We start from the raw sequence: 24,188 nt of genomic DNA on the forward strand, positions 1-24,188 counted from the left end.
ATGGAACGTATTCCGATTCTCCAGATGGGCAAGTTCCTGCTGGTGACGATTCAGGTCGACATGCATGACCAACTCGCCCTCACCTTGCAGGACGACTTGTCCGAGCGCATCAGCAAGACCTCGGCGCGGGGCGTGTTGATCGATATCTCGGCGCTGGACATGGTCGACTCGTTCATTGGCCGGATGATCAGTACGATCTCCGGTCTGTCGAAAATCATGGATGCCGAAACCATGCTGGTCGGCATGCAGCCGGCCGTGGCGATCACCCTGGTCGAACTCGGCCTGACCCTGCCCGGTGTCAGCACGGCATTGAACGTCGAGCGCGGGATGAAGCTGCTGCAGGAACGAGTAGACCGGCAATGACCGTACGCAGCAGCGGTACTCAACCCATCCACATCGAGCAGGATGTCGTGCTCGCGCGCCAGACCGCACGCAAACTGGCCACCGAATGCGGAATGCGCCTGATCGACCTGACGAAAATGGTCACGGCGGTCAGCGAGCTGGCCCGCAACACCATGGTTTACGGTGGCGGCGGCGACATGGACTGGCAGATTCTCGATGAAGATCACAAGGTCGGTCTGCGCTTGACCTTCCGCGACGAAGGCCCGGGCATTCCCGACCTGAAACTGGCGATGACCGACGGCTGGACCTCCGGCAGCGGCATGGGCCTGGGGCTCACCGGCGCTAAACGCTTGGTCGAAGAGTTCGAACTGGACACCGAGCCCGGCAAAGGCACGCGCATAACGATTACCCGATGGACATGAATATCAGCGGGTCGATGACCCAGGTTTTGCTGATCGAAGACAGCAGTCAGATCGGCCACGCACGGCGCACCGCGCAGCAACTGGCCGAACAGCATGGCTTCGACGAGCGTGATGCCGGTCGTGTGGCACTGGTCGCCACGGAGCTGGCGAGTAACGTGCTCAAGCACGCCAGCCACGGTGAAATGCATCTGCGGGTGTTGCCGCGCGCCAATGGTTTTGGCATTGAACTGCTCGCCATCGACCGTGCGCAGGGGTTTGATCTGGAGGCCTGTCTGCCCGATGGGTTCTCCACCGGAGGCACCCAAGGCATTGGTCTCGGCTCGATATCACGCCAGGCAGAAGTGTTTGATGTGTACGCGGATGCCCGTGGCGCGGTGTTACTGGCCCGGTTTTATACACGCTCGGATCGCGAACCGGACATGCATTTTGGAGTCAGCCAGCACTCGCTGCACAACGATCCGGCCTGCGGCGATGTCTGGCACCTGGCGTATGACAACGGCAGCGTCAGCGCGCTGATCATCGACGGCCTCGGTCATGGAGAAGAAGCCGAACGCGCCGGCCGCGCTGGCGCTGAAACCTTCGCCCTGACGCCGTTTGCCGAACCGGTCATGCTGATGGAAGACATGCACCGCGACATGATCGGTACTCGCGGCGGCGCTGTCGCGTTTGCCCGGTTCGATGCGCGGCGCGACAGCCTGACCTTTGCCGGCGTCGGCAACATCGGCGCCAGCCTGATCAACGCCGACAAGTCCCGCGGACTGGCCTCGCACCCGGGCATTGTCGGTGTGCAGTATCGGAAAGCCAGACCCTTTGACTATGCTCACGTGAACGGACATCTATTGATCATGTACAGCGACGGCTTGCAGTCCCGTTGGAATCTTCAAGACTACCCCGGTCTGGTGCACCGCCATCCCGCCGTGATAGCCAGCGTCCTGCACCGCGACTTCTGTCGCGGGCGCGACGATGTAACGGTGCTGGTCGTTGCCCTGGAGGCCGCCCATGGCTGAGTCGCCGATTCTGAGCAGCGCGGAACAGGCCGCGCTGATCGCACAGTTGCAGAGCGAAACCGCGGCGCTGCGCGAAGAACTCGATGAAACCAATCAGGGCGTGCTGGCCCTGTACGCCGAACTCGACATACAGGCTGAGGAATTGCGCCAGGCCTCGGACTTGAAAAGCCGTTTCCTGTCGTACATGAGCCATGAGTTCCGCACGCCGCTGGGTTCGATCCTGAGCATCAACAGCCTGCTCGCCGACGAGCTCGACGGCCCGCTCAGCCCTGAACAACACAAGCAGGTAGCGTTCGTCAGCACCGCTGCCCGCGAGTTGAGCGACATGGTCGATGACCTGCTCGATCTGGCAAAGATCGAGGCCGGACGCATCAGCATTTCTCCGGCATGGTTCGACATGTTCGATCTGTTCTCGGCCCTGCGCGGGATGTTCCGGCCGATTGTCGATGCCTCCGCCGTCGATCTGATCTTCGAAGAACCGGTCGGCTTGCCGCGTCTGTACACCGATGACAAGAAACTCGCGCAGATCCTGCGCAACTTCATTTCCAACTCACTGAAGTTCACCACCCGTGGCGAAGTGCGGGTTTCCGCGCGGCTCGAAGGTGCGGACAAGGTGCGCTTTGCCGTCAGCGACACCGGAATAGGTATCGCTGCCGAGCTGCATGGCGCATTGTTCGAGGACTTTTCCCAGGTCGACTCGCCACTGCAGAAACGTCTGCGCGGCACCGGGCTGGGCCTGTCACTGTGCAAACGCTTCGCGGCCCTGCTCGGCGGTGAAGTCGGGATGGACAGTGCCCCGGGGGTCGGCTCGACCTTCTTCGTGATCATTCCGTTGGCGATCGCTCTGGAGAACGTCGATGAAACGTGACATCCGCCTGTTGATCGTCGATGACAACGTCGCCACCCGCTACGCCTTGCGCCGACGGCTGGAGCGTCACGGCTATGAGGTGCTGGAGGCCGGCACGGGTGGCGAGGGGCTGGCGCTGATCGACAGTGAAGCGCTCGATGCGTTGATCCTCGACGTCAATCTGCCGGACATGAGCGGTTTCGACATCGTGCGAATTCTGCGTGCGGACACTCGCACAGCATTGCTGCCAGTGATCCACGTCTCCGCAGCATCGATCCAGACCGGTGACATCATCACCGGCCTCGACGCCGGGGCCGACGCCTATCTGATTCACCCGGTCGACCCCGACGTACTGCTGGCGACCCTGCGCACGTTGCTACGGGTGCGCGATACGGAAAACGCTCTGCGCGAAAGTGAAGCGCGGTTTCGCGAGATTTTCGCCAATGTGTCGGCGCCGATCGCGGTGCTCGATGCCAGCCTCAAGGTGCACGAATGCAACCATGCCTTCGCGCAACTGATTCTCGACAATCAAGACCCACTAGCCCTGCGTGAATGCTTCGCCGAGGATCAGAGCGCCATCCTCAATGAGCTGCGCCTGCGTCTGGTCGATGGCGAGCGCTGGAAAGGCACGCTGAACATGCGCGTGCAGGGCGAGATTCGCGAGACCGAGTGGCAGATTTCCCCGTACCGCACGCCCGAACTGAGCCTGGTGTTCGTCGAAGACGTCACCGAGCACCGCCACCGCGAACGCTCGCATCTGGCGCGCCTCGACGACACCACCACGCAACTGGCCAAGGAAACCGCCGAACGCGTGCGCGCCGAGGCGCAGTTGCTGCAAGTGCAGAAAATGGATGCGCTGGGCAAGCTCACCGGCGGCATCGCCCATGACTTCAACAACCTGCTGACCGGCATCATCACCAGCCTGGAGTTGATTCAGAAGCGTGTCGCCGACGAGCGCCTGGACAAGGTGCAGTTCTACAGCGAAGCGGCGCTGAATTCGGCGATGAGTGCCGCGTCCCTGACCCATCGCTTGCTCGCCTTCGCCCGGCAGCAGCCGCTCGATACACGGCCGGTGGACATCAACGACCAAGTCCGCTCGCTGGAAGAATTGCTGATGCGCACCATCGGTGAGCGGATCACCCTCAAGCTAGAGCTGACCAGCAAACCGGCGATCGCCTTGGTCGACCCGGTGCAACTGGAAAGCGCGGTATTGAATCTGGTGATCAACGCCCGCGATGCGCTGCCGGCGGGTGGCAATATCTGGGTCAACACCTACGCCGCATACTCCCACGGCGACCCGAATCTGGCCGATGGCGCTTACGTGGCGCTGTCAGTGCGTGACGACGGTACAGGCATCGAGCACAACGTCATAGACAAGGTCTTCGATCCGTTTTTCACCACCAAACCATTGGGCCAGGGCACCGGGCTGGGGTTGTCGACCATCTATGGTTTTGCCCGTCAATCGGGTGGCGACGCGCACATCCGCAGTGTCGCCCGGCGCGGCACCGAAGTGACGATCATGTTGCCGGCCACCACCGACCCGACAGGCGCCGACATCCCTGCGCCAGTGGTCGATCCGCAAGGCACTGGCGAGCATGTGCTGATAGTCGAGGACATGCCGTCGGTGCGCATGTTTGTCACGGAAGTGCTGGAGGACGCCGGTTATCGCTGCACCCAGGCGGCGGATATCGAAACGGCGCTGGAGCGTCTGCAGAATGATCCGTCGATCAACCTGCTGCTGACCGACGTTGGCCTGCCGCGCATGAGCGGTCGGGAGTTGGCGGATGTGGCGCGGGGTTGGCGTGAGGGGCTGCCGATTCTGTTTATGACCGGGTATGCGGAAACGGCGATCAATCGCCAGGTGTTTCTCGGCAGTGGCATGGACATGCTGGTCAAACCGTTTCAGATCAGTGAATTATTGGATAAGGTCCGCCGCACCCTTGATGGTGCCTGACCACAGCTTCACAGGGATTAATGTCGAACACAGATCCAATGTAGGAGTGAGCCTGCTCGCGATAGCGGAGTGTCAGCCACAGATGAATTGACTGACCTGGCGCCATCGCGAGCAGGCTCACTCCTACAGGGGCTCTGTGTGGACAGATAACGTGTTCACACCACAAAAACCTGTGGGAGCGAGCTTGCTCCGGGCGGCGTTCCGACGAAGACGTCAGCCCAACCAACCCAACTAGCGGCTCAAAGCCCGAGCCAGAAACGGCGCAGTCTTGCTCTTCTTGCTCGCCGCAACCTTCTGCGGTGTACCCGCGACCACGATTCGGCCGCCCTGATCCCCTGCCCCCGGCCCGATGTCGATCACCCAGTCACTCTGCGCCACCACGCGCATTTCGTGTTCGACCACAATCACCGTGTGCCCCGCCGTGACCAGCGTATCCAAATGCTCCAGCAACCGATCGACATCACGCGGATGCAACCCGGTGGTCGGTTCGTCCAGCACGTACAACGTCGCGCTGCGCTGGTTGCGCTGCAACTCGGTGGCCAGTTTGATCCGCTGCGCTTCACCGCCGGACAGCTCCGTGGCCGGCTGGCCCAGGCGCAGATAACCCAGGCCAATATCGCGCAACACCTCCAGTGACCGACGAATCCCCGGTTGCCCGGCAAACACCGTCACCGCTTCATCGACGGTCAATTGCAGCACTTGGGCGATGCTCAAACCCTCCCAGAGAATCGCCAGCGTTTGCGGGTTGTAGCGTGCGCCATGGCAGGTCGGGCACGGCGCATAAACACTTGGCATGAACAACAATTCAACACTGACAAAGCCCTCACCTTCGCAGGTAGCACAACGGCCCTTGGCGACGTTGAAGGAAAACTGTCCGGCGTCATAACCTGCGGCCCGAGCTGCATCGGTCGCGGCGTAGAGCTTACGGACGTTGTCGAACAACCCGGTGTAGGTCGCCAGATTCGAGCGTGGCGTGCGGCCGATGGGCTTCTGGTCGACCTGCACCAGTCGCTTGATCGACTCCAGCCCGGACGTAACCTGGCCGCTGCTGACCTGCGGTGCGTCGTCTTCGAGGCTGAGTTCTTCCGGCTCGCTCTCCACCGTCGGCCGCCCCAACTGCGCGCCGACCAGTTCCAGCAAGGCCTGACTGACCAGACTCGATTTGCCCGAGCCGGACACGCCAGTCACCGAGGTGAAGCAACCCAGTGGAAATTCGGCGCTGAGGTTATTCAGGTTGTTGCGGGTGATGCCCTCGAGTTTCAGCCACGCCGTCGGTTTACGTGCCGTTCTTGTCTGGCGTTGCGACTCGGCAAACAGATAAGCCCGCGTCTGCGACGCTTCGATCTCGACCAGACCTGCCGGCGGGCCGCTGTACAGCACCTGACCACCCTGCTCGCCCGCCGCCGGACCCACGTCGATCAGCCAGTCAGCGCGGCGCATGGTTTCCAGGTCATGCTCGACCACGAACAGCGTGTTGCCGTCAGCCTTCAAGCGTTGCAAGGCCTCGAACAACGCCTCGCCGTCGGCCGGGTGCAAACCGGCGGAAGGTTCGTCGAGCACGTAGATCACCCCGAACAATTGCGAGCCCAGTTGCGTCGCCAGGCGCAAGCGCTGCAATTCGCCCGACGACAGCGTCGGCGTGCTGCGCTCCAGCGCCAGATAACCGAGGCCCAGATCGGTCAGGGTGCTGACCCGCTCCAGCAGATCCTCGGCAATACGCTGCGCCGCCAGGCGTTTTTCCAGCGACAGATTTGGCGTGTGGCGCACATCCGGCGCGCTGCCGTGGCCGCTGGCACCATGGGCCACGCGTTGTTGACGGGCCTCGCGGGTTTGCGCGTGGCTCAAGGTCTCGCCGGTTTCTTCTGCGTGTTCGAGGTAACTGGCCGCCGCCACCGGCCGTAATACTTCGGCCACTTGCAGTAAAGGCATCTGCGACAGCTCACCGATGTCATACCCGGCAAACGTCACCGACAACGCTTCACGCTTGAGGCGTTTGCCGTCGCATAACGGGCAAGGGCTGCCGAGCATGAACTGTGAAACGCGCTTCTTCATCAGCGCACTTTGCGAATGGGTGAACGTGTGCAGGATGTAGCGTCGCGCACCGGTGAAGGTGCCCTGATAACTCGGCTCCATCTTGCGTTTGAGGGCGACGCGGGTTTCTTCCGGGGTCAGCCCGGCGTACACCGGCACGGTCGGGGTTTCTTCGGTGAAGAGAATCCACTCGCGTTGCTTTTTCGGCAGCTTTTTCCACGGGATGTCGACGTCGATGCCCATGGTCACGAGGATGTCGCGCAGGTTCTGCCCCTGCCACGCCAGCGGCCAGGACGCCACCGCGCGCTGGCGGATGGTCAGGTTCGGGTCCGGCACCATCAGCGCCTCGGTGACTTCATACACCCGCCCCAAACCATGGCACTCCGGGCACGCGCCTTGCGGGGTGTTCGGCGAGAAGTCCTCGGCATACAACATCGGTTGCCCCGACGGATAACTGCCGGCGCGCGAATAGAGCATACGGATCAAGCTCGACAGCGTGGTCACGCTGCCCACTGACGAGCGCGTACTCGGCGTGCCGCGTTGCTGTTGCAGGGCCACGGCCGGCGGCAGGCCTTCGATGGAGTCGACATCCGGCACGCCGACCTGATCGATCAGCCGTCGCGCGTACGGCGCCACCGACTCAAAGTAACGGCGCTGGGCTTCGGCATACAAGGTCGAGAAGGCCAACGAGGATTTGCCCGAACCGGACACGCCGGTGAACACCACCAGCGCATCGCGAGGAATGTCGACATCGACGTTTTTCAGGTTATGTTCACGGGCGCCGCGTACCCGAACCATGCCGGTGGGCGCTTTGGAGGTGCGTTTGGAAGTCATCGACCTGCCTTGGTGAAGGAATGTTCTACGTTCAGCTACCGAGCACCACCCGAATCATCTGCAACATGGCTTCCGGGCTGTACGGTTTGCCAAGCAAGTGCGTGTCAGGGCTTAACTGGTGATTGCGCGAAATGATGTCGCGGGTGTGCCCGGAGGTGAACAGCACCGCCACCGGCGGCGTCTGCACCTTGGCCCAGGCGAACAGATCGGAGCTTTTGATCAGCCCCGGCATGACCACGTCGGTGAAGATCAGGTCGACCTCGACACCTTCGAGGAGCATTTGCATGGCCGCATCGCCGTGGCCGGCGGTCAACACGCGATAGCCCTCCTCGCGCAACAATTCCACCGCCGAAGTCCGCACGGCGTCGTTGTCCTCGACCACCAGAATCGTCTCGTGGCCGCCGCTCTGCTGCCTTTGCAGATTGGGCGCCTCATCAAGGATCGGCCGCAGGCTGCGCGGAAAATACAGCTGCACCCGCGTGCCCTCGCCGAGGGTACTGGCGATCTCGACGTGGCCGCCGCTCTGTTTGACGAAACCGAACACCATGCTCAGGCCCAGGCCAGTACCCTGGCCATCGGCCTTGGTGGTGAAGAAAGGTTCGAATACCTGCTCGAGAATTTCTGGCTCAATGCCGGCGCCGCTGTCACTGACGGCGACTCGGACAAACTCGCCGGGGATGATGCCTTTACCGGCACAGAACTCGCGATCGAGCCGCACATTGGCAGCGCTGAGCGCAATGGTGCCCTCACCCCTCATCGCATCACGGGCGTTGATCGCCAGATTGAGAATGGCGTTTTCCAACTGGTTGCGGTCGACGTTGATATGCCACGGCTGCTGCGGCAACTGCACGTCGATCTGAATGGTTTCACCCAGCGCTCGCTGCAGTAATTCGCCGACACCTTCGAAAATCTGTCGCGGGTTACACACTGCCGGCGACAACGGCTGGCGCCGGGCAAACGCGAGCAATTGCGAGGACAGCTTGGCACCGCGTTCGACCGCCGCCAGCGAGGCACTGACCCGGCGCTGCACATTGGCGTTGTTCGGCTCGTGACGTGCAAGCAGATGCAGATTGCCGGCGATCACTTGCAGCAGATTATTGAAGTCGTGAGCGACGCCGCCGGTCAGCCCGCCAATCGCTTCGAGCTTCTGTGATTGGCGCAACTGCTCTTCAGCCGCCAGCCGCGCCTCGACTTCTTCGCCGACGCGCTGTTCGAGGTTGCGGGTAAATTTGAGCAGGGATTCTTCGGCAATCTTGCGTTCATGAATGTCGATCAGTACGCCGGGAAAGCGCAACGGTTTGCCGTGTTCGTCAAACTCGCAACCGCCACTGGCCAACACCCACAGATAACTGCCGTCACTGCGCCGGACGCGATATTCGGCGTTATACGGCTCACCGGTCTGCACGGAGTGGGCGACGCGCTCTTGGACCCAGGCGTGGTCATCGGGATGGATACGCGATTCGGCAATGTCCTGGGCCAGATTGCTCAGGTCATGATCCGGCGGATAAGAAAACGTGCGGGCGAACCGTTCGTCTGCCGACAACGTGTTGTTTTTCACGTCCCAGACAAACGAGCCAAGCAAAGCGCCGGCATTCAGCGCCAGACGAACCCGCTCGTTGTCGGCGCGATAGGCCTTTTCAGCGGCCTGACGGCGGCGCTCGGAGTGCATGAATTCGGTGGTTTCCACCACCATCGCCATCACCCCGGCCGGCACGCCGTCATCGTTGGCGACGGGGCTGTAATACAAATCCATCCAGACGTCTTCGGGGACGCCGTCGCGCAACAGCACCAGCTCTTTATTGCGAAAGGACAAGGTGCCACCCGCCAGGCAAGTGTCAACCACATGTCGATTGAACTCGGCGACCTCTGGCCAACCCAGTTCAACCGGCGAGCCGAGCAGGTACGGATGGCGACCACCGGCGAATATCGAATAGGCATCGTTGTAGATCATGTAGCCGGCGCGGCCCCAGAGCATGACCATCGGCAGCGGCGACGCCAGCATCAGTTGCACCGCGCTGCACAGGCTGGCCGGCCAGCTGTTCAGCGGGCCAAGTTCGGTGTGGCTCCAGTCGAACGCACTGATGCGCCCGGCCATTTCGCCTTTCCAGCCCTCACAACCATGGCTATCGGATAAAAACTGCATCGACTGACTCAGTGTCCTTAGGTGGTTGCCCGATAAATCGCGACGCCATAACGACGCGACGCCCGTCTGTTTCGAGCGTCTGCAGTCGTATTGGTTTCATATGAGGTATAGCCGATTTCATTCCCGCGCGGAGACTAGACCCCGATCAGGTGCTTGAGCGGATGGTAGCCAGTTTTCATCTTCGCGGCGACGTCGAGAATGGCCTTCTCGATGCCGTTGAGATGGGTGCAGGTCAGCTCGATGGCGGCGCTCTGATTGCCGGCTTCGATGTACTCGATCAGGCGCAGGTGTTCGTTGTCGCGGCAGACTTCATGGCTGTCGTCATCCAGCGCGGCGGCGTATAGCGAGGCGCGGGAGATCAGCTTCTGGAACCAGTCGAGCAGCACCGGGTTATTGAGGCTGCGCGCCAGTTTGATATGGAACTCGCCGAGCAGATGAATCAAGCGTTCATGATCGCCCGCCGCGTGGGCTTCATCTTCCAGCAGCAGGTGTTCGCGCAGGTCGTGCATCGCCGCGCCGTCCTTGCGCCGGCACAGTTCGGTGACGATGCCGATCTCGATCAGCCGGCGGGTTTCAAACAGCGAGCGGAGCTCTTCATTGCTCGGCAGCGACACCGATGCACCTTTATTGGGCTCGGTGGTGACCAGCCCATCGGCCTCCAATTGCTTCAATGCCGCGCGCACCGACGTGCGGCTGACATTGAATAACTCGGCCAACGAGGCCTCGCCCAGTTTCATCCCCGGGCGCAACGAGCGCTTGCTGATCGCCTCGTAAACCCCTTGGTAGACGCGGTCGACCGTGGTTTCCGGTTTCTTCTCGGTCATTCGAACACTCCTTTAGCGTCAGGCAACCAGCCCCTGGCGATGCCTGGCCATGGAAAAGGGCGGCAGACGCAGGTTAATCCGGGCCTTGGCAAATTGCATTCATATATTGCATACCGACGGAGGATGGCGCTGAACATCGGTCAATTGGGCCTGGATGCGATCGGGCGCATGGGTGGCCATGGCTATGCGCGAACCCGCGATTACTCCGATCTGCCGACCCGCTCGTTGCAAGCGTGGACGGAAGCACCGGGCGGTGGCGAGCGGTTTTGGCCGGCCGCGAAATAACCCAGAAGAGAAACGCATTCCCCTGTAGGAGTGAGCCTGCTCGCGATAGCGGTGTGTCAGGTGTCGATGTGTTGTCTGACACACCGCTATCGCGAGCAGGCTCACTCCTACAGGGGGTTTCTGCCGCAGCTGACAATTCAGTCCGTGCCGTACTTCGGCGAGCGTGGGCCGTACAGCAGGCCTGCCCGGTGTCCGGCCGAGAGCAGACGATTGCTCGCCACGCCGGCGATCGGGTAGCCGGCATCGGTGGCGCTGTTGATGACCTGCTTCACAGCCGCCGTGATCAGCATGCCGATCAGACCGCCACCGCCGTTGTTGCCGCCCTCTTCGCTCGACGCCCGCGCCGAACCGGTCCACAGCGTCGTGCCGCTTTTCAGGTCAACCAGTTTTGCCGTCGCAGTGACCGCAGTTTCGCTGCTGATCACCATGTAACGCGTACCGTATTCGGTCACGGTGATGTACAGCGCCGCGTCCGCACCGAAGATGTCCCTCAGTTTGTTTGCCGGTGCCTGGTGGATATCGTCCGGGGTGGTCAGGCCATTCTGGCGGAACGTCTCGTCAACCAGCGTAATCGGCAGCACGTAATAACCGGCTTCCGCCAACGGAAACGTCACCTGCGACAACAGGCTGTACGACGCCTTCACGTCCGGCGAAGTGTTCAGCGGTGGCAGCACCAGAATGGTCTTCGGCCGCGCCTGTTTGTAGGCCGCGTAATCCACGGTCTTGGGCGCGACGCAGCCACCCAGCACAGTCAGGGCCAGACCGGCGGCCAGCAGTTTCAAGGTACGCGCAATCATTTCGCGTCTCCGCTCTTGGCGTTCTTGAGCAGAAAGTCCATGTACGTGCCGGACTCGGGGAACAGGGTTTTCTCGGTGTTGAACTGCTGCACCATCTGATCGTCCTTGCCCATGCTCAGATAGAGCAGGCCAAGGTGCGCATGGTAGCCCGGCGGTACGGCTTTGCCGGTGGAGCGGATTTTCTGCAGGTCACGTTCCAGCGCTTCGGCCTGGGCTTCTTTCGGCTCTTCGCCTTTGAAGTATTCGTAGACCTGGGGTTCGTAGCCTTCCCATTGGTACAGGGTTTGCGGGCCGGGGGCACAACCGGTCAGCAAGGCGCTGGCGGCCAGCGTCAGCGCCATCAGCGAGCGCGACAAAGTCAGAGTCATGGGTGTTGCTCCTTGCAATGGGCGTCGATCAGTTGCCCGGTTTCCAGGCACCGGCGTTCATGCCATCGACCAGACGATTGATCGCCTCGCGCATGGCCAGATCCAGTACTTTGCCGTTGAGGGTCGAGTCGTAGGCAGCGGTGCCGCCGAAGCCGATGATTTCGCGATTGGACAAGGCGTATTCGCCGGCGCCCTGGGTCGAATACACCACTTCGGAAGTGCTGATGTTGACGATGTTCAGGTTGACCTTGGCGTAAGCCACTTGAGTCTTGCCACGGCCGAGAATGCCGAACAACTGGTGATCGCCGGTCTCTTTGCGGCCGAACTCGGTGACGTCACCGGTGACCACGTAATCAGCGCCTTTCAAGCGTTGGGCCTGGCCCTTGATCGCGGCTTCCTGCTGGATTTCACCCATGTTGTCGCGGTCCAGCACGCTGAAGCGGTTGGTCTGCTGCAAGTGAGTGATGAGAATGGTCTTGGCCTGACCGCCGAGACGGTCGACGCCGTCGGAGAAGATCCCGCGCATGTAGCTGGAGCGGTTGTCGAACTTGCCCACGGCCATTGGCACGCGAACGCCGGTCCAGACTTGTGTGGCGCTTTCAACCTTGGCCACCGGCAATGCACGGGAGCTTTCGGTGGCGCAACCGGCGAGTGTGCCGGCAATCGTGCCGAGCACAGCAATCGCAACGCCTGAAACCAGCATCCGGGAGATCATTCTCACTGAGTATTCCTTTTGAAAAACGGGGATGTCCCGGCGCGGCAATGCGCGGCGGGAGCTGAAAAGGGGCGGCATTATGACAAAGTGCCATCATTCGCGACAGGCTTTTTTGACGCCAATGAATTGGCTGTCTTGAGTACACACAAAACCCTGTAGGAGTGAGCCTGCTCGCGATAGCGGTGTGTCAGACAACATCACCGTGAATGACACACCGCTATCGCGAGCAGGCTCACTCCTACAGGGGTTTTGTGTTTGGCCTGGGATCAGTGGAAATCGCGGCTCTGCACGCGGATGCCGTTGAGCAGCGGGCTGAGATCGCTCAGGCGCCCGGCAATCAGATGGCGCACTTCGCCTTCGCGCTCCCAGCGGCCATCGACCTTGAGCAATTGCGAACCCACCAGCACTTGCCGCTGACGCTCGGCCAGATCGCGCCAGACCACCACGTTGACGTTGCCGAATTCGTCTTCCAGGGTCACAAACGTCACACCGCTGGCGGTGCCCGGTCGTTGGCGCCCCGTCACCAGCCCGGCGACGCTCACCGGCCGACCGTGTTCGACGTCGAGCAATTCCTGCGAACTACGACAACGCCGGGCTTTGAGTTCACCGCGCAACAGCGCCAACGGATGCGGCCCCAACGTGGTGCCGACGGTGCTGTAATCGGCATGCAGATCCTCGCCAACGCTGGGTTTGGGCAGCATCACCTCGGCCTCCTCCTGACTCGGCAACCCGGCAAACAGGCCCAGCTGTTTCTGCACCCCGGCGACTTCCCAGCGCGCCCGATGCCGATGCCCGGCCAAACCGCGCAACGCCCCGGAATCGGCGAGCAACGCCTGCGCCCGACTGTCGAGTGCGGCCCGTTCGCCCAGATCGGCGACATCGGCAAACGCCCCGCGCGCCCGCGCCGCCTCGATGCGCCGGGCATCGTCTTCGCGAAAGCCCTTGATCATGCGCAGGCCCATGCGAATCGCCGGTTGCGCCGCCGTGGTGGTTTCCAGGCTGCAATCCCAGTCACTGGCACGCACGTCGACCGGGCGAATCTGCAAATGATGCCGGCGCGCGTCCTGCAGAATCTGGTCCGGGCTGTAGAAACCCATGGGCCAACTGTTGATCAACGCACAGGCGAACGCCGCCGGTTCGTGGCACTTGAGCCAGCAACTGGCGTAGGTCAGCAAAGCAAAACTGGCGGCGTGGGATTCGGGAAAACCGTAGCTGCCGAAGCCTTTGATCTGCTCGAAAATCTGCGCGGCGAACTCTGGCGTGTAGCCATTCTTCTTCATGCCGGCGGCGAGGCGTTCCTTGTGCGGCTCCAAGCCACCGTGGCGTTTCCACGCGGCCATCGAGCGACGTAATTGATCGGCCTCGCCGGGGCTGTAGTCGGCGGCGACGATGGCGATCTGCATGACCTGCTCCTGAAACAGCGGCACGCCGAGGGTTCTTTCCAGAACGACCTTGAGTTCTGGCGACGGGTAGGTTTCCTCCTCTTCCTTGTTCCGGCGGCGCAGATACGGATGAACCATCCCGCCCTGAATCGGCCCCGGGCGGACGATGGCCACTTCAATCACCAAGTCATAGAACTTCGCCGGTTTCAGGCGCGGCAGCATCGACATTTGCGCCCGTGACTCGATCTGGAACACGCCAATGGTGTCGGCGCGGCTGATCATCTCGTAGGTCGGTTTGTCTTCAGCCGGGATGGTCGCCAGGCTCAGATCCAGATTGCGGTGACGGCGCAGCAAATCGAAGCAACGGCGGATTGCGCTGAGCATGCCGAGGGCGAGGATATCCACCTTGAGCAGGCCGACCGCGTCGAGGTCGTCCTTGTCCCACTGGATGATCGTGCGCTCGGCCATCGCCGCGTTCTCCACCGGCACCAGCGTGTCCAGCGGCTGCTCGGAAATCACGAAGCCGCCGGGATGCTGCGACAGGTGCCGGGGAAAACCGATCAGTTGCCCGGTCAGGCTCAACACCCGGCGCAACACCGGGCTGTCGGGGTCGAAGCCACCTTCGAGCAAACGCGCGAGCGGCGGGGTTTCATCGCTCCAGTGGCCGCAGCAATCGGCCAGTGCGTTGATCTGATCGGGCGGCAGGCCCAGGGCCTTGGCCACGTCGCGCACCGCGCCGGCAGCGTGGTAGGTGCTGACCACCGCCGTCAGCGCCGCACGACCACGGCCATAACGGCGAAACACGTATTGCAGGACTTCTTCGCGGCGTTCGTGCTCGAAGTCGACATCAATGTCCGGCGGTTCATTGCGCTCCTTGGACATGAAACGCTCGAACAGCAGCGTGGTGCGATCCGGGTCGATCTCGGTGATGCCCAAGGCAAAACACACCGCCGAGTTGGCCGCGGAGCCACGGCCCTGACAGAGAATGCTCTGCTCGCGGGCAAAGCGCACCACGTCATGTACGGTGAGGAAGTAGCTTTCATAGCCGAGTTCGGCGATCAGCTTCAGCTCCTTGTTGATCTGCCTCAGCACCTTGAAGGACGCACTTTTCTTCCAGCGCCAGGCGATGCCTTCCTTGGTCAGTTGCCGTAGCCAGGAACTGGCGCTGTGCCCCTCGGGCACCAACTCTTTCGGGTATTGATAACGCAACTCGCCCAGATCAAAGGTGCAGCGTCGGGCCAGCTTCACCGACTCATCCAGCAAGGCCTGCGGATACAACTCGCGCACGACCTCGACACTGCGCAAATGCCGCTCGCCATTGGGATGCAAACGCAACCCCGCCTCAGCCACCGGCACGTGATGACGGATCGCCGTCATGGTGTCCTGCAAGGCACGCCGGCCACGGGCATGCATGTGCACATCGCCGCTGGCTACCGGCGGAATCTGCAACTCGGCGGCCAGACTCAACAAGCTCGCCAGCCGTTGCTGATCGTCCTGGCCACGATGCAATTGCACCGCCAGCCACAGGCGTTCGGCGAAGGTCTGCTGCAGCCAACGGCCCTCTTCCACGTCATCGAGTGAATCCGGCACCCACAACACCAGCAACCCCGGCAACGGCTCGGCGAAGTCCTCGCGCAGCACCTGATACTGGCCCTTCTGCGTGCGCCGTCGGGCGCGGGTGATCAAACCACACAAGGCCTGATAACCCGCCAGGTTCTCCACCAACAGCACCAGTTTCGGACCATTTTCGATGCGAATTTCACTGCCAATGATCAGCGGCAGCTCAACCGATTTCGCCGCTTGCCAGGCCCGAACGATCCCGGCCAGCGTGCACTCATCGGTGATCGCCAGCGCCTGATAGCCGTGCTTTTTTGCGCGCTGAAACAGTTCCAGCGCACTGGAGGCACCGCGCTGAAAACTGAAGTTCGACAGGCAGTGCAGTTCGGCATAACCGTCGTTCATGCAAACCAGCCCTGCAGCCACAACGGACCGCCCTCACCCACCGCGCGATAAGCCCAACCCTGTTGGCCGGCGCGGTTCTGGATCAGGTAATAATCGCGGCGCACATCGTCACCGTCCCACCAGCCGGATTCGATACGCTCCGGACCCATGAGAATCCGCGCCGAACCTTCTGCCACACTTTGCGGCTCGCCGAGCAACCAGCCCGGACGGTGCACGCTCGGCAAGCCTGCGCAGCGTTGTTTGTCGACGCCGTGCTGCCACGCGCACTCCGGACGATGATCCGCCTGAAAGCGCAGCCCCTGCACGGCGTCATCGCCCAAGCGTGCACGCAGGCGTTCGCGCAATTGCTCCCACGGCAAGGTCTGTTGCGGACGATCGTCGAACAGTTCCTGAAACTGCGGCACGAAGCTCGGCAGGTCCTCGGCGCGCAGGCGAAAGCCACGCACCGGTGCCTCGACCTGTACTTGTTCCAGCCGACCACGGGCCAGTTCGAAGAGCATCGCCGGATCACGTTCGGCGCTGAGCAGGCCGACCTTGATCACGCTGTCCGGCAACCCGGCGTGTTCCAGATGCAGGTCGAAACGCTGCACGCCGCTGTCGCGCCCGCAGAGGAACGCCGACAGATCGCCGGTCAAACGGCGTAACGGGAACAGCAGCGCCTGATGGGATTGCACGTCGAAATTCAGTTCGATGCGCACATCGAAGCGATCCGGCGGCAGATAAAACGCCAGCGCCAATGGCCGCGCACCGAACAGAGTGTCGAGGTGCTTGAGCATCTGCGCTTCAAAGCGCCGCGCCAGTGCCTGACGCGGCAGGCTCTGCACCTGAGTAAGATTGCGCAGGCCCATGCGCGACAACGCCGTGGCCACGCTTGGCTCCAGGCCGACGCGGTCGACCGGCAACAGGCCGAGGTGATGCTGCAAGGCCTCGCCGTCCGGCACCACCAAGCCGTCATAAGCATTGGCCAGCACCCGCGCCGCCACCGGATTCGGTGCAGCGACGATGCGATGACGAAAGCCCAGTTCGGTCAGTTCCTGGCGCAGTCGTGCTTCGAACTGCGCCCACGAACCGAACAGACCCAGGCTCGATTCGATCTCGAATACCACGGTGCGTGGGTAATGCACGCTGACCTGCGAACTGAAACGGTAGGCCCACGCAGCGAGAAACTGCTGCCAGTGTTCGACCTCGGCCGCCTCGTAATCGGCAGTGACAAACCCCTTGCTCATGGCCTGGGCGGCAGTCATCGACTGGCCGGCACGCAAACCGAGTTTGCGCGCCGCCGGGTTGACCGCTTGCAACACCCGGCGCTGGGCCGGGCCGTTGAGCAGCACCAATGGCTCATCAGGATCGGGACGCTGACGCAGCACGGCGTCGAGGGCCAATTGCGGAAACAGAATACACACCCAGCGCATGACGACCTCAATGACCCACGGCAAAGGCAATCGGCGCCGCACGCGCCAAACCGCCACGGCACTTGAGCACGCGCAACTGCGCAGGTTTGGCGTCGATGGCGATGCGCAACGCCGCCGGTGACGGGTTGACCGCTTCGCTCAACGGACGCCAGGCAAATGCCAGGGTCTGGCCGGTTTCTGCCGCCACCTGCAAACGCCGCAACGCACGGTCATCGGCCTTGTGCGGCCAGCACAGTACGGCGCCGCAACTGCCCGAACGCAGGCACTGTTCCGCCGCCCACAAGGCATCGCGTTCACTGGCCTGAATCACCGACAACTGGCGCAGATCGACCCCGGCGTTCTCCCACGCCTGCGGGTACGGCACGAATGGCGGCGCCACCAGCACAATGCGCTCGCCCGCCGCCGCCAACCGCGCCAGCGTCGGCCAGACCAGTTGCAGTTCGCCGACCCCGGGGCCGGCCAAGAGGATTTCGCTCAGCGCCGCTTCCGGCCAGCCACCACTGGGCAGGGCCGCGTCCAGCGCGGCGTGCCCGGTCGGTTGCGGGCTGGCAGCGGGGGGCGCAGGTCGGCCCTTCCAGACCTGGCCGCCATTGAACAGCGTGTCCAACGCAACGACGGCGCCCATCAGCCTTGCCTCACCAGACCGCAGAACACCCCTTCGATGGCCAGATCCTGATCGTCGCGCACGACAATCGGCTGATACGCTGGGTTGCGCGGCAACAGCCGCACTTCTGCGCCGAGCCGTTCGAAGCGTTTGATGGTGACTTCACCGTCGAGCCGCGCCACGACGATCTGGCCGTTGAGTGCTTCGGGATTGCGCTTCACGCCGACCAGATCGCCATCGAGGATGCCGTCCTCGATCATCGAATCGCCCTGCACCCGCAGCATGTAATCGGGTGTGCGCGAGAACAGCGCCGGGTCGAGCAGCAAGCGGCTATGGATGTCGGCGTCGGCGCCAATCGGTGCACCGGCAGCGACGCGGCCGAGCACCGGAATGTCGAGCAATTCCGGGCGCGGCGGTTGCCCGAGCAAGCGAATGCCGCGGGCCTGATGCGGATTGACCTCGATAAAACCGGCTTCGGTCAGCGCGAGCACGTGCTTGCGCGCCACGCTGCGCGAGGCAAAACCAAAAGCCTCGCTGATTTCAGCGAGGCTTGGGGGCTGACCGTGTTCGGCGATTCGATCGCGGATAAAGGTCAGAATGGCGGTACGGCGGGGAGTCAGATTGGTCATGGAGCACATTTGTACTCCTGTAGGATTTTCCTGACAAGCGCCGCCAGTCAGCTCAAGCCACGTTCGGCCAGAAATGCTGCGATGTAATCGATGAACGCGACGACCTTGGCCGTGGCCCGCCGATGACTCGGGTACACCGCGAGAATGTGCGGGCCAAAGGTATCCGGGTCGATCTCATAATCGGCCATGACCCGCACCAATCGCCCGTCGGCAATGTACGGCGCAGCGCTCCACAGCGGCGTGTGCAGCAAACCACGCCCGGCCAAAGCACTCGCCAGCAACAAATCGTAATTGTCACTGCGCAACAACGGCGCTGCGGGTTGCGCCAGGCTCAAACGCTGCCCGTCACGCTCGGCCCACCAGAACTCGCGGCTGAGCAACGGGTGCTGATAAAGCAACCATTCGTGCTGCTCAAGCGTCTGCGGATTCACCGGCAAGCCCTTGCGAGCGAGGTACTCCGGGCTGCCGCACAAGGCCAGACGATTGCTGCCAACCACCCGCGCAATTAGCCCCGGCAAGTCATCGTGGCCCTCGCGCAACGCCAGGTCGTAGCCACTTTCCAGCAAATTGACGAAGGCATCGCACAGGTCCACTTGCAGGCTGATCTGCGGGTATTGCTGCAAAAAGCCGTCACACACCTGATCGAGAAACGCCCGGCCATACGCCAGCGGTGCGGTGATTTTCAGGCTGCCGCGCAAGCCGTGCTGCAACTGCTCGATTTCCTCGCTGGCCTCATCCAACCGTTGCAACACCAGCCGCGCGGTTTCCAGGTACACACGGCCGATTTCGGTGAGCAAAATCCGCCGCGTGCTGCGCTCGAACAGCCGTGCACCCAGCTCCGACTCCAGGTGATTGACCGCTTTGGTCAGCGCCGACGGGGTCTTGCCCAACTGCTCGGCGGCGCGGCTGAAACTGCCGAGCTGCGCGGTGACCACGAACATTTTCAATGCACCCAACTTGTCCATGCTTTTTCCATTCAGGCAAAAACGTTTTTCGTGAGGGAGGCGTTCTGTCAGGCGCTACCAGCCACTAATCTCGCCATCAGACGCAATAACAAGGAAATCTTCAATGAAAAGATTCATCCCGAGTCTGTTGGCAGCCGCTGTAAGTTTTGCCTCGATGGAAGCCATGGCCGCACCTGATCTGATCCTGCTCAACGGCAAGATTTTCACCGCCGACCGTGCGCAACCCAAGGTGCAAGCCCTCGCCGTAGAAAACGGCAAAGTGCTGAAAGTCGGCACCGACGCGCAGATCAAAGCCTTGATCGAACCCGGCACCCAAGTCATCGACCTCAAGGGCAAAGCGCTGATGCCCGGCCTGATCGACAGCCATTCCCACGCGATTTTCGGTGGACTGGAAATGGTTTCGGCGAACATGGAAGACGAAGTCGTCGGCCTCGACGAACTGCAAAAACGCCTGCGCGACTGGCGTGCAGATGGCAAGGCCAGACACGGCGATGTGCTGAGCATTGCCGGCATGAGTTCGGTTTATTGGGCGCAGGCCGAAGCCTTGGGCACCACCTTCAACAGCGGCGAATGGGCCGATGTGCCAGTGGTGTTTATCGGCAGCGACCACCACACGGCGTGGGCCAACAATGTGATGCTCAAGCGCGCCGGCATTGACGCGGCCCTGCTGAAAACCCTGCCCGATGCGGAAAAAGACACCATCGGCAAGCTGGCCAACGGCGAGCCGAACGGCTTTGTCGTCGACGCCGGTTGGGATCGGGTCGCCTCGAAAATGCCGGTGCCGAGCCCTGCCGACATGTTGAACGCCGCGAAATCAGCGGTGCGCTACAACAACAGCCTCGGCATCACCGCGTGGATGGATCCGGCCGCCAACGCCGCACCGGGTGAAGCGGTGTTCGCGCTCAAACCCACCGAGAAAACCGTCGGCGTGCTGCCGGCCTACAAAGCGCTGTCGGAAAGCGGCGACATGAGCGTGCACGTCGCGGCGCTGCTGGTGGCCAACCCGAAAAGCGTGCCCGCCGACCTCGATACGCTGGACAAGGTGCGCCAGCAATTTCAGGGCATTCCCAACCTGACCCTGCCCGGGATCAAGATCTTCGCCGACGGCGTGATCGAATTCCCGGCACAGAGCGCGGCGATGATCGATCCGTACAGCAACTCGCACAAACAGGGCGAACTGCTGATCGATCCGCAGCATTTCGGCGAACTGGTCAGCGCCATCGACCAGCGCGGCTGGCTGGTGCATATCCACGCGATCGGCGACCGCGCCGTGCGTGAGTCGCTGAACGGCATCGCTCAGGCACGCAAGGATCGGCAGAGCGGCGTGACCCACTCGATCACTCACCTGCAAATGGTCAACCCGAAAGAGTTCGCCCGTTTCAAACCGCTCAACGTCATCGCCTCGATGCAACTGCTGTGGGCCAGCGCCGACGACTACACCACCGACATGATCAAGCCCTACGTCAGCGCCCTCGCCTTTCGCTATCAGTACCCGGCGCATTCGCTGTTGAAACAGGGCGCGACGATTGCCGGCGCCAGTGACTGGCCGGTATCGACGCCGAACCCGTTCAATGCCATGGCCCAGGCGATTACTCGTGTCGGCCCATTGGGCGTACTCAATGCCGAGGAGCGTCTGGACCGCGACACGATGTTCTATGCCTACACCGTTAACGCCGCACGGACGATTGGCCTGGAGAAGCAGATCGGTTCGCTGACGCCGGGCAAGCAGGCGGACTTTATCGTGCTCGATCGCGACGTGTTCAGCGTCGACAACAAGGCCCTGCATGACACCCAGGTCCTGCAAACCTGGTTCGGCGGCCGTCAGGTCTACACCGCCACCCAATAACAACACAATCTTTCCTTTGTAGGAGTGAGCCTGCTCGCGATAGCGGTGTGTCAGCCAACAACAATGTTGAATGCAATACCGCTATCGCGAGCAGGCTCACTCCTACAAGGTTTTCGTACTGCCCAAAAATAATCACAACATCGGGACTTCACATGAAAGCCTTGCCTCTGTTCGCCCTGAGTTTCTTGAGCGTGCTGCCGTTGAGCAGTTTTGCAATCCCCTTGAACGATGACTTTGCGCTGGAGGTAGACCTGACCCTCGCCAGCGACTACCGCACCCGGGGCATCTCGCAAACCCAGAATGACCCCGCCGTACAGGCCGGCCTGACCCTCGCGCACAGCAGCGGTCTGTACCTCGGCGCCTGGAGTTCCAACGTCGATTTCGGCGGTGGCCTGAAAACCCGTCAGGAAGTCGATTACTACGGCGGTTGGCTGTGGCAGGCAACCGAGGAGGTCAGCCTCGATCTGGGCTACATCAAGTACGCCTACCCCAGGGAAAGCCAGTTCAATCAGAGCGAGGTCTACGGGATTCTCGGGGTTTATGGGGTGAAGCTGGCGGCGTATTACTCCAGTGATGCGCCGGGGATCGATAGCAAGCAGAGTTCGCTGTACAGCTACATCGGCTATGAAACCGAGTTGCCTTACGACTCGGGGTTGAAGCTGCGCTACGGCAATATGGATTTCAAGGACCCGCATTTGTACTCGGCGTCCGGGCAGGCTGAGGACAGTTATCGGGAATGGGAAGTCAAACTCACCCATAACCTGGCCGGGGTGGTGTTGGGCCTGAGCTACATCGACACTGATCTCTCACAAACCCAATGCCTGAGCAATTGGGGTTTCAAAGACGTCTGCACCGCCACCGTCGTCGCCAGCGTCAGCAAATCTTTCTGACCCCCTGAAAATCCCCCTGTAGGAGTGAGCCTGCTCGCGATAGCGGTGTGTCTGGTGTCGATATGTTGTCTGACACACCGCTATCGCGAGCAGGCTCACTCCTACAGGGTTTTGCTGTGCGTTCGGTAGTTGTTACAGGATGTTTACGAATTTTTTACTAATGTTCTTCTACAGTTACACGCGCAACCGCGTGGTTTTCATTCATGTAGAGGAATGTTTGACATGGCTTTGGGCAACGGACTGCGTTTACCGTCCATCACTCCTACCCGGCTGGTGCTGCTGTTTTCCCTGGCGCTGGTGGCGTTGTACAACCTGGCGACCTGGAGGGCGCTGGGCACACTGATCACCCTGCAAGGCGCGCACAAAGTGGCGTTCTTTGCTTCGTTCGGGCTGTTTTTGTGGGCCGCGATCACCCTGCTGCTGACCCTGGTGTCGTTCCGCTGGACACTGAAACCAACGCTCACCGTGATCGCCCTGCTCTCGGCCTGCGCCGCGTATTTCATGAACGAATACGGCATCACCATCGACACGGTGATGATCCAGAACGTCTTCGAAACCAACCCCGCCGAAGCCACTGCGCTGTTCAACGGCAAACTGCTGGCTTACCTGCTGTTGCTCGGTGTGTTGCCGGCGGCGTTGATCTGGCGTTGGCCGGTGAGTTATCGGCCGTTCTTTCGCGGCTTGCTCAACAAGATTCTGGTGATCATCGCCTGTGTAGTGGTGATCGCGGCTTCGGTGGGCACGTTCTATTCGACCTACGCGCCGATCTTTCGCGAAGAAGACAAACTCACCCACTTCATCAACCCGACCAACTACATCTACGCGATCAGCAAGTACACCAAGCAACGCCTGGGCATCAAAAAGCACTTTGTGGTGCAGGCCATTGGTGAAGACGCGGTGATGAGCGCCAAGGCCGCCAGCCGCGAGAAGAAATCGCTGATGGTGTTTGTGGTCGGTGAAACCGCGCGCGCCGATCATTTTTCGCTGAACGGTTATGAACGCGAGACCAATCCGGAACTGAGCAAACTGGACATCCTCAATTTCACCCAGGTGCATTCCTGCGGCACGTCGACGGCGGTCTCGGTGCCGTGCATGTTCTCGATGTTCCCGCGTGAGGATTACAGCGACAAGAAAGGCAAAACCTACGAGGGCCTGCTCGACATCCTCCAGCGTGCCGGCGTGCAAGTGCTGTGGCTGGACAACAACAGCGACTGCAAAGGCACCTGCCTGCGGGTGCCGCATCGCGACATTTCGAAGAATCAACCGGGGCCGTTCTGCGATGGCAACAACTGCCTCGACGAGGCGCTGTTGCAAGATCTGCAAAGCTACATCGACAGCCTCAAGGGCCACGCGATCATCGTCCTGCACGCCGACGGCAGCCACGGACCGGAATACTACGAGCGCTATCCGAAAGCCATGGAGCGCTTCAAACCGATCTGCCACACCAACCAGTTGGGCAGTTGCAGCCGTGATGAACTGGTGAACGTGTACGACAACACGATTCTGTACACCGACCATTTCCTCGCCAAGGTCATCGAACTGCTCAAGCGCAATCAGGACTCGCTGGACACCTCGATGGTGTACGTCTCCGACCACGGTGAATCGCTGGGCGAGAATGGCCTGTACCTGCATGCGGCGCCGTATGCGCTGGCGCCGGAAGCACAGACCCATGTGCCGATGGTGATGTGGTTCGGCGACGGCACGCTCGCCAGTGAGGGGATTGATCGCGGCTGCCTGCAAGGCAAGACCGGGCAGACGGATCTGAGCCACGACAACCTGTTTCATTCGGTGCTGGGGTTGTTTGAGGTGAAGACTTCGCTGTATCAGCCGGGGCTGGATATTTTTCATGGTTGCCGGCCTTCGATGACTGCCGCCCAATAACCCGGATATTGCGTAGATCCCTTGTAGGAGTGAGCCTGCTCGCGATAG

At 61.6% G+C, this 24,188-nt stretch carries 19 protein-coding genes and 1 pseudogene; 9 read left to right on the plus strand and 11 right to left on the minus strand.

Translation table 11 applies throughout. The features are described from left to right. The 5 genes from KBP52_RS05090 to KBP52_RS05110 are packed head-to-tail and all read left to right on the plus strand — an operon-like array spanning position 1 to position 4,572. Entirely contained in the window at positions 1-363 is a 363-nt protein-coding gene (locus tag KBP52_RS05090; protein ID WP_007912539.1) for an STAS domain-containing protein, read from the plus strand. After that, positions 360-764 carry an anti-sigma regulatory factor gene (locus KBP52_RS05095; protein WP_008084828.1) on the plus strand — a complete coding sequence of 135 codons (405 nt, stop codon included), beginning with the start codon at positions 360-362 and terminating at the stop codon, positions 762-764. The genes KBP52_RS05090 and KBP52_RS05095 overlap by 4 nt, the downstream gene beginning before the upstream one ends. Continuing rightward, positions 761-1,771 carry an ATP-binding protein gene (locus KBP52_RS05100; protein ID WP_212623104.1) on the plus strand — a complete coding sequence of 337 codons (1,011 nt, stop codon included), beginning with the start codon at positions 761-763 and terminating at the stop codon, positions 1,769-1,771. Before KBP52_RS05095 ends, KBP52_RS05100 begins: the two co-directional genes overlap by 4 nt. Further along, on the plus strand, positions 1,764-2,639 hold the full coding sequence (locus KBP52_RS05105; RefSeq protein WP_077573176.1) for an ATP-binding protein: 876 nt from the start codon (positions 1,764-1,766) through the stop codon (positions 2,637-2,639). The genes KBP52_RS05100 and KBP52_RS05105 overlap by 8 nt, the downstream gene beginning before the upstream one ends. Then, positions 2,629-4,572, plus strand: coding sequence for a response regulator (locus KBP52_RS05110; RefSeq protein ID WP_212622250.1), 1,944 nt, complete (start codon positions 2,629-2,631; stop codon positions 4,570-4,572). Before KBP52_RS05105 ends, KBP52_RS05110 begins: the two co-directional genes overlap by 11 nt. 231 nt (positions 4,573-4,803) lie before the next feature. On the opposite strand, the gene KBP52_RS05115 is transcribed toward KBP52_RS05110, so the two are convergent. From KBP52_RS05115 to KBP52_RS05125, 3 genes are all read right to left on the minus strand, one after another. Then, positions 4,804-7,437, minus strand: coding sequence for an excinuclease ABC subunit UvrA (locus tag KBP52_RS05115; RefSeq protein WP_212622251.1), 2,634 nt, complete (start codon positions 7,435-7,437; stop codon positions 4,804-4,806). Between the two features lie 31 nt (positions 7,438-7,468). Beyond that, positions 7,469-9,580: a PAS domain-containing hybrid sensor histidine kinase/response regulator gene (locus tag KBP52_RS05120; RefSeq protein ID WP_212622252.1), complete on the minus strand. Its 2,112-nt coding sequence runs from the start codon at positions 9,578-9,580 to the stop codon at positions 7,469-7,471. 134 nt (positions 9,581-9,714) lie between these two features. Continuing rightward, the gene (locus KBP52_RS05125) at positions 9,715-10,404 is read right to left on the minus strand and encodes a GntR family transcriptional regulator (protein WP_212622253.1); all 690 of its coding nucleotides are present in this window, start codon (positions 10,402-10,404) and stop codon (positions 9,715-9,717) included. Positions 10,405-10,545: 141 nt separating this feature from the next. On the opposite strand from KBP52_RS05125, the pseudogene KBP52_RS05130 reads away from it, so the two are divergent. Further along, positions 10,546-10,689, plus strand: a pseudogene (locus KBP52_RS05130) (flavin reductase family protein); the annotation flags it as partial. 137 nt (positions 10,690-10,826) lie between these two features. Here the strand turns inward: KBP52_RS05130 and KBP52_RS05135 are convergent. From KBP52_RS05135 to KBP52_RS05170, 8 genes are all read right to left on the minus strand, one after another. Further along, positions 10,827-11,486 (minus strand): DUF799 domain-containing protein, encoded by a 660-nt coding sequence (locus KBP52_RS05135; protein WP_123595425.1) that lies wholly within the window; start codon positions 11,484-11,486, stop codon positions 10,827-10,829. Further along, complete coding sequence (locus tag KBP52_RS05140) at positions 11,483-11,854, minus strand: DUF4810 domain-containing protein (RefSeq protein WP_077573180.1); 372 nt, start codon at positions 11,852-11,854, stop codon at positions 11,483-11,485. The genes KBP52_RS05135 and KBP52_RS05140 overlap by 4 nt, the downstream gene beginning before the upstream one ends. 28 nt (positions 11,855-11,882) lie before the next feature. Then, complete coding sequence (locus KBP52_RS05145) at positions 11,883-12,569, minus strand: CsgG/HfaB family protein (protein WP_161986630.1); 687 nt, start codon at positions 12,567-12,569, stop codon at positions 11,883-11,885. A 266-nt stretch (positions 12,570-12,835) separates the two neighbouring features. Beyond that, on the minus strand, positions 12,836-15,934 hold the full coding sequence (locus KBP52_RS05150) for an error-prone DNA polymerase (protein WP_212622254.1): 3,099 nt from the start codon (positions 15,932-15,934) through the stop codon (positions 12,836-12,838). Then, entirely contained in the window at positions 15,910-17,325 is a 1,416-nt protein-coding gene (locus KBP52_RS05155; RefSeq protein ID WP_212622255.1) for a DNA polymerase Y family protein, read from the minus strand. Before KBP52_RS05155 ends, KBP52_RS05150 begins: the two co-directional genes overlap by 25 nt. 7 nt (positions 17,326-17,332) lie before the next feature. Further along, a complete protein-coding gene (imuA, locus tag KBP52_RS05160) occupies positions 17,333-17,950 on the minus strand; it encodes a translesion DNA synthesis-associated protein ImuA (protein ID WP_016986862.1) in 618 nt (205 codons plus the stop codon). After that, positions 17,950-18,567: a transcriptional repressor LexA gene (lexA, locus tag KBP52_RS05165; RefSeq protein WP_116029050.1), complete on the minus strand. Its 618-nt coding sequence runs from the start codon at positions 18,565-18,567 to the stop codon at positions 17,950-17,952. The genes imuA and lexA overlap by 1 nt, the downstream gene beginning before the upstream one ends. Positions 18,568-18,605: 38 nt before the next feature. After that, positions 18,606-19,523 (minus strand): LysR family transcriptional regulator, encoded by a 918-nt coding sequence (locus KBP52_RS05170; RefSeq protein WP_212622256.1) that lies wholly within the window; start codon positions 19,521-19,523, stop codon positions 18,606-18,608. A 103-nt stretch (positions 19,524-19,626) separates the two neighbouring features. Here KBP52_RS05170 and KBP52_RS05175 point away from each other — a divergent pair, with 103 nt between their 5' ends. The 3 genes from KBP52_RS05175 to KBP52_RS05185 all read left to right on the plus strand — a co-directional run bounded on the left by KBP52_RS05175 (position 19,627) and on the right by KBP52_RS05185 (position 24,140). Further along, complete coding sequence (locus tag KBP52_RS05175) at positions 19,627-21,369, plus strand: amidohydrolase (RefSeq protein ID WP_212622257.1); 1,743 nt, start codon at positions 19,627-19,629, stop codon at positions 21,367-21,369. A gap of 152 nt (positions 21,370-21,521) precedes the next feature. Then, positions 21,522-22,259: a TorF family putative porin gene (locus tag KBP52_RS05180; protein WP_212622258.1), complete on the plus strand. Its 738-nt coding sequence runs from the start codon at positions 21,522-21,524 to the stop codon at positions 22,257-22,259. 222 nt (positions 22,260-22,481) lie between these two features. Continuing rightward, positions 22,482-24,140, plus strand: coding sequence for a phosphoethanolamine--lipid A transferase (locus tag KBP52_RS05185; protein ID WP_212622259.1), 1,659 nt, complete (start codon positions 22,482-22,484; stop codon positions 24,138-24,140). Positions 24,141-24,188: the final 48 nt, after the last annotated feature.

This window comes from Pseudomonas sp. SCA2728.1_7, assembly GCF_018138145.1.
GTDB lineage: Bacteria > Pseudomonadota > Gammaproteobacteria > Pseudomonadales > Pseudomonadaceae > Aquipseudomonas > Aquipseudomonas koreensis_A.